The organism is uncultured Microbulbifer sp., from assembly GCF_947489355.1.
Lineage (GTDB): Bacteria > Pseudomonadota > Gammaproteobacteria > Pseudomonadales > Cellvibrionaceae > Microbulbifer.
The window spans coordinates 18,811-29,894 of the sequence record NZ_CANLDD010000052.1 but is presented as its reverse complement, the minus strand read 5'-3'; the positions used below and the strand labels follow the sequence as shown (position 1 = coordinate 29,894).

Genomic DNA, 11,084 nt, shown 5'->3' with positions numbered 1-11,084 from the left:
ACCTATGACCAAACCTACTTTCGATATGGATGCTGCTGTCAAGGCGCTGCGTGAGGGCAAAGACCTCAGCGGCAAAGTTGGCATCCTGACGCCTCTGATCAAACAGCTTACCGAAGCAGCCATGAGCGCGGAGCTGGAGGAGCACCTCGCCGGAGAGGACAAGCCCAACCGCAAAAATGGCCATACATCCAAGACTGAAAAATTTGCGCGCAACCCATCATGCCTTTTCGCTATTTTTTAATCATTTATATTATTCCCCATTTTCAAATTTCTCCCTCTTTTACCTACCCAGGGCCCACCAGCTGTACCATGGCCAAAGCACCGGGCAACCGTGTCTGCCCACTGTTTACTCTTTAATCGGGGAAACGAAGTCACTGGGCTTTAAAGCGAGCAGTGAGCAGCTGACTTTCTGCAGAATATTCTCTGCAGTGTTACCCATGATAAAACCCGGAATCCCCGCACGCCCCACTGTGCCCATCACCAGAAGGTCAAGGGACTCTTCGTCGATAAGCAGTGGAATATAATTATCCGGATGAGCAATGACATGGTGTACCTGCATATCCCCACCAATGCTGGATGCCCGTATCAACACATCCAGTTTCGAGTGGTGCCGGGAGCGGGCCGCTTCAGTGGCCTCGTCCAGTTCTTCCTCGGTTGCATTCAGCGGGAAGTTGCGGCGCAAATACTCATCGACGTCAAAATCCCAACAAGAAATAATATGCAGGGTACCACTGCAGCTATCCGCCAGCATTCGCGCCCAGCGCAACAGGCGAATAGCCAGATCGTAGGTTCCGGCCGCCTCACACTCGGGATCTACCGCTACTGCCACTCTTATTTCTTTATGGGTACGTATTATCGGACGGCACAACCACACCGGGCAGGGGCACTTGCGCAGCAACTCCATATCAATGGCCTTGAACCCTGTCTTCTGGTTGCGCCCCTCCACATTCTTGACCACAAGATCATACCCGCCTGACAAAACCCTGTGGATCACCCGCTCAGCCGGGCGGGGGCCGCAATCGGACTCCATCTCCAGTTTGACCTGATCCTCGTTCAGGTTCATGCGCTTCTGGGCCGATTCGATTTCGCTCCTGACCCGTTTCAGCAGGGCTTCCACACAGAGCGCACTAAACTCCTCGAAACCCGCTGGCACCGATGGGCAGACAAGGAGTACCTTTATGACAGCGCCGGTATTGCGCGCGATGCCAAATGCCTGCAACAAGCCGCTACTTTCATCGTCGGCAGCGTGGCTCACATAAAGAATTTTATGAACATTCTGCATAACAAGGTCCTGAAGCTATGGACTTTGGGAGTAAAGACAAGCGACACCCACCGCACGAACCCTTCTGCCGCCACAACTTGATACTGTGGCCGGGAGGTATTTCAAAGCAAAAAGCGCCGGCAAGGTCAGCCGGGAATTGAATGAAGACCGGCAAAAGCCCGTAGGGAAGGATCGAAAAACCGGAGAAGCACACTACCGGTCAGCGAAAAAATGGCCGGTTCGGGGTGGACAAAATACTAGATATCCAACACCTGTTTAACGAAGGGGATGGTGACCTTGCGCTGAGCCATCAAAGAAGCCCTGTCTAACTGCTCCAGCAGCAAAAACAGCGCACGTGTATCTCTGGGTGCGCGGTGGAGAATATACTGGGCTACATCCTCAGGGAGTTCAAAACCACGCAGACGGCTGCGTCTGCACAGAGCGGCAATTTTATCGTTGTCATTCATGGGTCTTAGCTGGAACAGCAGAGACCACTGTAATCGCGACTGCAAATCCGCCAGAGCGATATTCAACCCGCGGGGGGGCTTGCGCCCCCCCAGCAGCAGTTGTCTGCCACTATCCTTGGTGCGGTTGTACAAGTGAAACATTGCCGTTTGCCACTGCGGCTGGCTTTCCAGAAGGTGCAGGTCATCGATACACACCAGATCCAGTTGTTCCAGTCCGTCCAGCATTAGCACTGGGTCCATCTCCGTCAAGTCGGCCAGCGGCAGGTATTGGAAGCTGCGGCCATTGTTCTCTGCGCTTTGGCAGACGGACTGCAACAGGTGGCTCACACCACTGCCGGTCTCCCCCCAGATATAAATCACCAGTTCGGGGTTTTCCCCGCTGGCAAAAGATTGCAGCAGGGCCACTACCTGACTGTTGGGGTCCGATTGAGACAGATAGAAATTTTCGAAAGTGGCATCATCTTGCAGGGATACACCCAGCGGTAGCTGTTGCGGAATACGCATATTAATCCCAGCGGTACCGCAGCGGGTTATCTGCACTGCCCAGAGGTGCACGATACCCGCTCAGGTCAATGGTATCCCCGTCCGCAGGCGCACGCAGTTTGTGATTCAAAGCCAGTGTATCGCGCAGATTGGACAATCGCACTGAAACGGACAAAGCGATGCGCATCCGATCCCCCACAACAGAGAGCAGGCTCGTGCTGCTCACCTGCGCCAACCCCCGCAGGTAGGCCAAAGCCTCCACATAGTCGGCAAAGCTGTCCACACCAGCCAACTCGACAATCATGGCCCCCGTTTGAGCATCCCGCCCTTGGGGGCGCACTGCATAGCGCCGGGCCAGTGCATTGGCCATCTGGTTGATGCCACGCAGCGCGGTTTCTTCCATAGAGCCACCACTGCTGTCGAAGGCGTAACTGCGGCCGCCGTGTACCAGCAGCCAATCGGCCTGCCAGCGGTGCCCCGACGACTGCAGTATACGCCCCATCAAAGTGGCATCGGGGCTATAGCGCAGACCAGCCCGCTCGGCGGCCCGTTCATCCTGTGCCCAAAGCGCACCCAGCGGCATATTGCGCTGGTCGTTGAGGTCCATAACAGGAAAGTCCAGCGGCACGCCGCGCTCAATGGCCATGGCCTCCAGCACGGAGAACAGTTCCGGCACATCCTCTTCACGCAACACACTGCGCCCATCCAACAGCGTATCCACCGCCAGCCAAACCAGCGTGCCCGGCCGGTTGTTGGGCCACATGGGCAGACCCAACTGATGTACTTGCCTGGAGACCGCCTGGGGGTCGAAGGAAAGGTGAAGGTAGAGCTGATTGTCTTCGCTGGTGTAATGGTAACCCTGTACAAACTGCTGAGCCTTCTGCAGGACCGGCTGCAAATTGGGGTTGTTGCCGATGGCGGCATCCCCGGTAACCCGCACAAAGACCCGCTCAAGACCCCGACTGCCAGCCAAGGCGAGATCGGTGCTACCGCGACTCGGCACAGCCTCTACCACTTCGTACAGATCCGAGATAACCCGAGCCTGGACTGGCAGGATGAAAACGCCGAGCAACAGTGCCGACAACTGCATTACCAACCCCTGCTGGAGCAGCTTGTGCATAGAATTTCTCTCCAAACCTCGCCCCACCCCGCGCGCTTGCACAAAGCCATTCGTGTTGGGCAAGACACCAAAATACACGGAGGGGGTAAAAATTGAGGCTATTGTATCAGCGTCATCCGTTTCTCTCAGCCCCGAGTGCGCACAATTAGAAGGTTTCAACAGGTTCTTTCGGGACAAAAGCCCGGGATCATGCACCCAGATACCACCTGGGCGTAGCTACCAGACCGAGACCCGGCTAGAATACGCGCCCTCCGAGGCCCCACCGCAGGAAGAGTCATGAGTAATTCCAAGTCGCGATCCACACAGACCCCGCTCTCTTATAAGGGTGCCGGTGTTGATATTGACGCAGGTAGCGCACTTGTTGAGCGTATCCGGCGTGTCGCCAAGCGCACTTCTCGCCCTGAAGTGATGGGCAGCCTGGGCGGATTTGGCGCCCTGTGTGCGCTGCCTGCCGGCTATAAGGAGCCGGTGTTGGTTTCCGGTACCGATGGCGTGGGGACAAAGCTGCGTTTGGCGATGGACCTGGGCATTCACAACACTATCGGTATCGACCTGGTGGCGATGTGCGTCAACGATCTGATCGTTGCCGGTGCCGAACCGCTGTTCTTCCTCGATTACTTCGCCACCGGCAAGCTTAATGTGGATATTGCCGCCGAGGTGGTCTCTGGCATTGGTAAAGGCTGCGAACTGGCGGGCTGCGCTCTGGTGGGCGGGGAAACCGCCGAGATGCCGGGAATGTACCAAGGTGACGACTACGACTTGGCCGGATTCTGCACAGGGGTTGTGGAGAAATCTGAAATCATTGACGGGAGCAAGGTAAACACTGGCGATGTGCTGATTGGCCTCGCCTCCAGCGGCCCCCACTCCAATGGTTACTCCCTGATTCGCAAAGTACTCGAAGTACGCAGCGCCAACCTGCAGGAAGATATCGGCGGTATCACCCTGGCCAGGGCACTGATGGCCCCTACCCGCATTTATGTCAAGAACCTGCTGCAACTGATAAAAAACTGCCAGGTCAACGCCCTTTGTCATATTACCGGTGGCGGTCTGCTGGAAAACCTGCCGCGCGTACTGCCCGCGGGTTGTCGCGCCCGTGTGGATATCGGCAAGCGGGAGATGCCGGCGGTCTTCCGCTGGTTACAGAATGCCGGCAACATCGACGCCCGTGAAATGTACCGCACCTTCAACTGCGGCATCGGTATGGTGATCTGCGTACCGGCAGCGCAGGCCGACAACACACTCGCAACCCTCAAGGGATTGGGTGAGGATGCCTTTGTCGTGGGGGGTATTGAAGATGCCGCCGGAAACGCTGAAACTGTCGCGCTGGCGGGCCTGTAATGTCCGGAAAAAACTGCAAAGTCGCGGTGTTGATCTCCGGCAGCGGCAGCAATCTGCAGGCGCTGCTGACAGCCTCAAACAAAACCGGAGCACCATTTTCCGTCTGTAAGGTTATCAGCAACAGGCCGGAAGCCTATGGTCTGGCCCGTGCTGCCGAAGCCGGCGTCCCCACCTCGGTGGTGGATCACCACGACTTTTCCAGCAGGGAAACCTTTGACCGCGCACTGATTGAAGCGATCGACCGCCAAAGCCCGGACCTGGTTGTGCTGGCCGGCTTTATGCGCATACTGACGCCGGAATTTGTGCGCCATTACAGGGGCCGACTTCTCAATATTCACCCCTCTCTGCTGCCAAAATATCAGGGGCTACACACCCACCGTCGGGCTCTGCAGGCTGGTGACAGCGAGCACGGCGCCACTGTCCATTTTGTCACCGAAGAGCTCGACGGCGGCCCGCCCATTGTTCAGGCCACGGTTCCCGTACTGACTGGAGACACACCGGAAACCCTGGCGAGCCGGGTCCAGGTGCAAGAGCATGCGATTTATCCGTTGGCTGTCACCTGGTTCGCGGAGCATCGTCTGCATATGCGCGGCGAGCGCGCCCTGCTTGACGATACACTGCTACCGCACAGCGGTATTCGGCTTACCGGTTAAACCCGGCGCATTCGCTGTCGGGGCAAGCGCCCTTTCATGTACTTTGCCAGCCCCGCCGACTAATATTCAACAAGAGTCAGCCTTTGCGGAGCTTCACCGTGCGTTTTATTGTTTCCTCCCTGTTTCTTCTTCTGCTTTGCGGCCAGTCCCTGGCCAGCCAGTTGGAACCTTTTAAAGCAACTTACACCGCGCGCTTTAACGGTATCAGCGTTACAGCTACCCGCACACTGACAGGCCAGGACGGCAACTGGCGCCTGGATTTTGATACCAACACCCTGTTTGCCCATATCAATGAATATTCCCGCTTTACCCGCCGCGACGGCCTTATTATCCCCTACCATTACGAATACCGCAGAACCGGGCTGGGCCGGGATCGCGGCACCATACTGAACTTTGAGCCCAGTAAAGGCATGGTGCTCAATGTTTCAAACCCGGAGCGGGATTTGAAGGGTGTATCACCCCATATCCTCGACAAGGTGAGCTACCAATTGCAGTTGGCGCTGGATATCGCCGCAGGCAAGGAAACCCTCCAATATGAAATTGCTGACGGCAAGAAAGTGCGCAAGTACACCTTCGCCCGGGAGGGCACTGAAACCCTGGTGACGCCACTGGGGGAAATTGAGGTCATCAAGGCACGGCGGGTTCGAAATGCCGATTCTGCAAGAGAGACCACGGTGTGGTTCGCCCCCCGCTGGAACTATGCTTTGGTGAAACTTGTTCAGAGAGAAGAAAATGGCAAAAGGTATCAAATCAGCCTGACCAAATTATCCATTGATGGAAAAAAAGTCACAGCAAGCCAAAATTGAATCACTGGTCTGGAAAGCAAAAAAAACTCTTCGTATTTGATGGATTTTTGCCTGCTTTCTCTTTATAAAAGTGGCCCCTTTCCTGACTTATATGACTTTATATTGCTGAAATTTCAGGTAAGGCACCTGTTCAGAAAGAAGGAAGGCACTTGCAAAAGTCTAATTGCCTTCCTCCATACCCCGGCATTCGTTTGAATACCGTTTATGGTTTTCAGTAATCAGCAGACTTAGAGATGGCTTCCATGAACAAGAAATACCTACCACACGCAGTACTCGCCGTGGCAATCAGCTCCGTATCCCAAGGCGCTATGGCTGCGGCCTTTTATATCTCGGAAACCAGTACCTCAGGCCTCGGGCGCGCCTTTGCTGGCGAGAATACCATCGGTGACAACGCCGCGATTCTCGGCCGCAACCCTGCGGGCTCTGCGCTGTTCGACACCTATACGTTTTCCATCGGCGCCACCTTCGTGGACCCCGAGATCGATGTGGCCGGCGATGTCACCTATTTTGTACCGGTTGGGGTAGGTCCGGATGGCAGTCCCATCTTTCTTACTGAGCGAGCGCGCGCCAACGACTACGCCACCACCGCCTGGGTCCCCAATGGCTACCTGGCGGCCCCCATCAATGACGAGTGGTCCTTTGGCCTGGCTCTGTACACCGATTACGGCCTGGAAACCGATTTTCCCAACAGTTTTCGTGGCACCCCCATTGCCAACAAAACCAGATTGATTACCGTCAATATCCAGCCCTCTGTTGCCTACGATATCAATAACACCCTGAGCATTGGCGCATCGGTTAACTTTCTTTATGCCGATGCCAGACTGAGAACCACTGTCCCCACAAATTTCGCACTGGATCCCATTTTGGGTACTGACCTGTCCGGGACTTCCATCCTCAATATCGAGGGCGATGACTGGGATGTCAGCTGGACTGTGGGTGCGCTGTGGCGCATCAGCGAGAATACCCGCGCAGGCATCTCCTACCATGCGGAATACGACCCCAAACTCAAGGGGAACGTGAATTCCGACTTGCTGCCAAGCCCACTGGATCCATTTGACAATGCCAGTGGCAACGTGACAGTCGACCTGCCGGACACACTGGAGCTGGGCTTCTACCACCGCTTTAATAGCAAGTGGGCCATTGCACTGGGCTATATGTGGGCCGACTGGGACGATCTCCAGCGCCTGGAAGCATTTATCCCCGGTGCCGGTGCACCATTCAACCCACTGATAATCGGAGAGCTAAACTTCGAGAGCGGCTCCCGCTACAGTATTGGCGTGGAGTACTTTTACAATGACAAGCTGACTTTGCGCGCCGGTTACGCCTTTGATGAGAGTGCGGCTCGCGACGGCCTCAACCGCGAGGAAACGGAAATGATCGCCGCACAAACCGGCTTGGAGCTCCCGATTACCTGGCGCATACTGAGCATCCCGGATACCGACCGCCAGTGGCTGACGCTGGGCGCCACCTACCATGTCAGCGAAAAACTAAGTATTGATGGCGGCGTGGCCTACCTTTCGGGCGATGACGAGAGAATACAGGAATTCGGGATCGTTCCTCCAGCTCCAATTCCAGTTCCAACCTTCTTCGACGGTGGTACCACCAGGACCGCAGCCTGGCTGTATGGGGTCTCCCTCAACTACCATTTCTAACGCCTGGATTTAACCAAAACAGGGCTCTACCCTAGCCGGGGGTAGGGCCTTTTTTATTGGGAGTACAGCCATAAACGCTTGGACGCACCAACAAACCCATAAGGCCGAATACCAGGGAAGCCGACTCAATACCTTTGGTGTTCATCAGGCAAAAAACCGTGCCCGTCAATACCCCCAAAGTGCCAATACGGGGAAAACGGGCTAGATAAAGATCGGGCAGAATTTGCTATACATGCAGCGCTCGCTTCGAGTATTGAATACCACTACAAAATGGTTGCCGGAGGAATACGACACTGGATGCAACCGAGACAAACCGCTGCAATACCGATCACTCCAGGCAGTGGCCGCAGTATTACTGGAGCGACAATCAGACAGGCTACGCCATAGCTGTTGGGTTGCCGGGTAAAGCATAGCGCACGCGCAAAACTACAAGAGTAAGACCATGAAGCTGCCCGCAATATTCACCTTGTTTATGTTAAGCCTGGAAGTCTCTGCCTTCAGCATGGGGGAAGCCATTAATCTGGCTGGCCGCCAGCGAATGCTGTCCCAGCGTATTGCGCAAACCTACATCCTGCAGGGTATCCAGCCTGGAATACAGCGCCATGAAAAAGTCTTCAAGCGATCAATACAGGAGTTTGCACAAAACCATAGAAAACTGTCGGCCTTCCCCAAAGCCGGGAAACTCAACCCTCAGTTGCGCATAGTACAGCAGGAGTGGGAAGCATTTGAACGCATTACCCGGCAACCGGCCAGCAGGGACACGGCAACTGAATTATTCAGGCTCAGCAACAGGCTCCTGTCGGCCGCCCACACCTACGTGGTAAAGCTGGAGCGGCTCGCCAACCACAATAGCGCTGAACTGATCAATATTGCCGGGCGCCAGCGTATGCTGTCCCAGCGCATTGCCAAGAACTACGCGGCAAAACGCTGGGGAATCTCCCCGGGCGATGCCGAAATCGGCTTGCAACGGGATCTGGCGGAATACACACACCGCCTGAACCAACTTCTGGACAGCCCCCTGAATACCCCTGAGATCAACCACAACCTTCGCAAAGCCTTGGACCACCTCAACTATGCAAACCGCGGCTTCACAGGGGAAATGCAGATATCCGAGAAGCGTCAACTTCATGTGATTACAGGCACCACAGACCTGATGTTGCGCAATATGAATATCATCACTAAACAGTATGCAGCACTGTTGGATTCAGAAGGGGCTATTGAAAACTTGGGCTCAGTCCATTGATAGGCAATTCAATAAAGTGCCGGCGCGATCCGGCACAAATCAAGAATACAGCGGGCTGAGTTCGCCCGCATCAATCCAATACGTGTATGACCTGTTGGATTGCCCGATGCGCAAACTTATTGGCCAGCGCTTCCAAGCTCCGCTGCCGGCTCCCAACCGCACTGGCGCCCCTGGTTCTGCGTCTCCAGATAGGCCATCAAAGGCTGGAAGTAATCGATAATCGCAGAGGCATCCAGGTCGCGCTGCCCTGTCAGGGCTTCCATAGCATCCGGCCAGGGTTTGCTGGCGCCCATGGCCAGCATGGCGCGCAACTTTTTACCCGCCTCATCGTTTTTATAAATGGAACAGCGGTGTAGTGGCCCGGTCTCGCCGGCAGCCTCGCACAGCGCACGGTGAAATTGGAACTGCTGGATGCGGGCGAGGAAGTAGCGCGCATAGGGCGTGTTGCCCGGTATGTGATACTTGGCACCCGGATCAAAGTCCGCCTCCGAGCGCTCGACCGGGGCTTCGATACCCTGGTATTCCTCCCGCAGCTTCCACCAGGCCTTGTTGTAATCCGAAGGCTTCACCTCTCCGTTGAATACCTGCCAGCGCCACTTGTCCACCATCAGGCCGAACGGCAAAAAGGCAATCTTATCCAGCGCCTGCTGCATCAAATAGCCGAGATCCTTGCTTTCATCCGGCACCTCGTCCATCAGGCCAATTTCCTTGAGGTACTTCGGGGTAATCGACAGCGCAATGGTATCGCCCACGGCTTCATGGAAGCCGTCATTGGCACCCTCTTTGTAGAGGAAAGGCTGGTCCTTGTAGATGCGCTGGTAAAAATTGTGCCCCAGTTCGTGGTGAATCGTCACCAGGTCTTCGCCAGTCTTGTTGATGCACATCTTGATACGGATATCGTCCTGGCCATCCATATTCCATGCACTGGCGTGACAAACAACATCCCGGTCACGGGGCTGGGTAAACTGTGAGCGCTGCCAAAAGGTTTCCGGTAGTGGCTCAAAGCCCAGGGAAGTAAAGAACTCTTCACCCGCCTTGACCATATCCCGTTCACTCATCCCGGCGTCGACTACCAGTTGGGTCAGATCATAGGGTGCCTGCATATCCTCCTCTTTGACCAGGTCATAGACATTGCCCCATTCCTGCGCCCACATATTTCCGAGCAGGTGTGCCGGAATCTTGCCCTGGGACGGCACTACCGCATCGCCGTAGTGCTCGTTCAGCTTGGCGCGCACATGACAGTGGAGGGCTTCATACAGGGGTTTTACCTTATTCCACTGGGCATCCATATCAGCGGCAAAGGCATCGGGTTCCATATCGTACTTGGAACGCCAGAAATCACTCAAATTATCGTAACCCAGTTCCCGGGCTCCCGCATTGCCAATCTCAACCTGCCGTTCATACAGGGGTTTCATGGGAGGGGACACCTTGCGCCACCCAACCCACAGGTCCTTCAGCAGTTCCGGCTCGCGGTTCGTCGCCATCATCCGCCCCATTTCCGTCAGGGTATAGCATTTCTCCACGCCCTCAGCATCCCGGCAGTATTTACCGGCACCGTACATACCCTGCATTTTTGAACCAATCTGGGCAAGCTCAGCGGTCAGTTCAGGATCTTTAGGGGCCGGGAATACCAACCCCTGCTTCAGCAGGGTGAGTTTGCGGCGCGTATCCGGATCCAAATCAAGCTGATTAAACTGCGCGGCCTCTGAAGCCAGTGCCACAGCCAGAGTTGTGTAGCGCTCGGAGGCCAGGGCTTCCACATACTGGGAATCCACATTGATATAGGTTGAGGCCAGCCAGGCAGCATGGCTCACCTCTTCCGCCATCTTTGCCAGGCGGGCCTGGGCATCCTCGAGAAAAATCTTGGCATCTTTGGCAGTGAGTGCAGCCGTATTGGCCTCTGCCGCCGGTCGCTCCGCCATGACCTGTGTTCCTTCAACCGATTCCGAAGCCCTTTGGCTGCCGTCACAGGCAGCGAGCGCTACTGCAGCCGCAATAGCAAAAGCAACTTTTTTCATCTTCCCCTCACATCATCATTATTTGTCGTGTGAAAACTGTCGC

General features: G+C 55.5%; 9 protein-coding genes and 1 pseudogene. 6 read left to right on the top strand and 4 right to left on the bottom strand.

The genetic code is table 11. The annotated features are described in order from the left end of the window. Positions 1 to 4: 4 nt before the first annotated feature. Positions 5 to 202: pseudogene (locus Q1A48_RS16990) on the top strand (IS256 family transposase); the annotation flags it as partial. Positions 203 to 346: 144 nt separating this feature from the next. Here Q1A48_RS16990 and Q1A48_RS16985 read toward each other — a convergent pair. The 3 genes from Q1A48_RS16985 to Q1A48_RS16975 all read right to left on the bottom strand — a co-directional run bounded on the left by Q1A48_RS16985 (position 347) and on the right by Q1A48_RS16975 (position 3,331). After that, positions 347 to 1,282, bottom strand: coding sequence for a universal stress protein (locus Q1A48_RS16985; protein WP_299947317.1), 936 nt, complete (start codon positions 1,280 to 1,282; stop codon positions 347 to 349). Positions 1,283 to 1,518: 236 nt separating this feature from the next. Beyond that, positions 1,519 to 2,232: a DnaA regulatory inactivator Hda gene (gene hda / locus Q1A48_RS16980; protein WP_299947315.1), complete on the bottom strand. Its 714-nt coding sequence runs from the start codon at positions 2,230 to 2,232 to the stop codon at positions 1,519 to 1,521. 1 nt (position 2,233) lies between these two features. Then, the gene (locus Q1A48_RS16975; RefSeq protein WP_299947314.1) at positions 2,234 to 3,331 is read right to left on the bottom strand and encodes a DUF2066 domain-containing protein; all 1,098 of its coding nucleotides are present in this window, start codon (positions 3,329 to 3,331) and stop codon (positions 2,234 to 2,236) included. Positions 3,332 to 3,607: 276 nt separating this feature from the next. On the opposite strand from Q1A48_RS16975, the gene purM reads away from it, so the two are divergent. The 5 genes from purM to Q1A48_RS16950 all read left to right on the top strand — a co-directional run bounded on the left by purM (position 3,608) and on the right by Q1A48_RS16950 (position 9,023). Then, the gene (gene purM / locus Q1A48_RS16970; protein WP_299947312.1) at positions 3,608 to 4,669 is read left to right on the top strand and encodes a phosphoribosylformylglycinamidine cyclo-ligase; all 1,062 of its coding nucleotides are present in this window, start codon (positions 3,608 to 3,610) and stop codon (positions 4,667 to 4,669) included. Beyond that, positions 4,669 to 5,322, top strand: a complete 654-nt coding sequence (gene purN, locus Q1A48_RS16965; protein ID WP_299947309.1) for a phosphoribosylglycinamide formyltransferase — start codon at positions 4,669 to 4,671, stop codon at positions 5,320 to 5,322. Before purM ends, purN begins: the two co-directional genes overlap by 1 nt. A 98-nt stretch (positions 5,323 to 5,420) precedes the next feature. Further along, positions 5,421 to 6,128, top strand: coding sequence for a DUF3108 domain-containing protein (locus Q1A48_RS16960; protein WP_299947306.1), 708 nt, complete (start codon positions 5,421 to 5,423; stop codon positions 6,126 to 6,128). A 242-nt stretch (positions 6,129 to 6,370) separates the two neighbouring features. After that, a complete protein-coding gene (locus Q1A48_RS16955; RefSeq protein WP_299947303.1) occupies positions 6,371 to 7,780 on the top strand; it encodes an outer membrane protein transport protein in 1,410 nt (469 codons plus the stop codon). Between the two features lie 442 nt (positions 7,781 to 8,222). After that, positions 8,223 to 9,023, top strand: coding sequence for a type IV pili methyl-accepting chemotaxis transducer N-terminal domain-containing protein (locus Q1A48_RS16950; protein WP_299947302.1), 801 nt, complete (start codon positions 8,223 to 8,225; stop codon positions 9,021 to 9,023). Between the two features lie 116 nt (positions 9,024 to 9,139). Here Q1A48_RS16950 and Q1A48_RS16945 read toward each other — a convergent pair whose 3' ends face one another. Further along, a complete protein-coding gene (locus Q1A48_RS16945; protein WP_299947301.1) occupies positions 9,140 to 11,041 on the bottom strand; it encodes a M2 family metallopeptidase in 1,902 nt (633 codons plus the stop codon). Positions 11,042 to 11,084 lie beyond the last annotated feature (43 nt).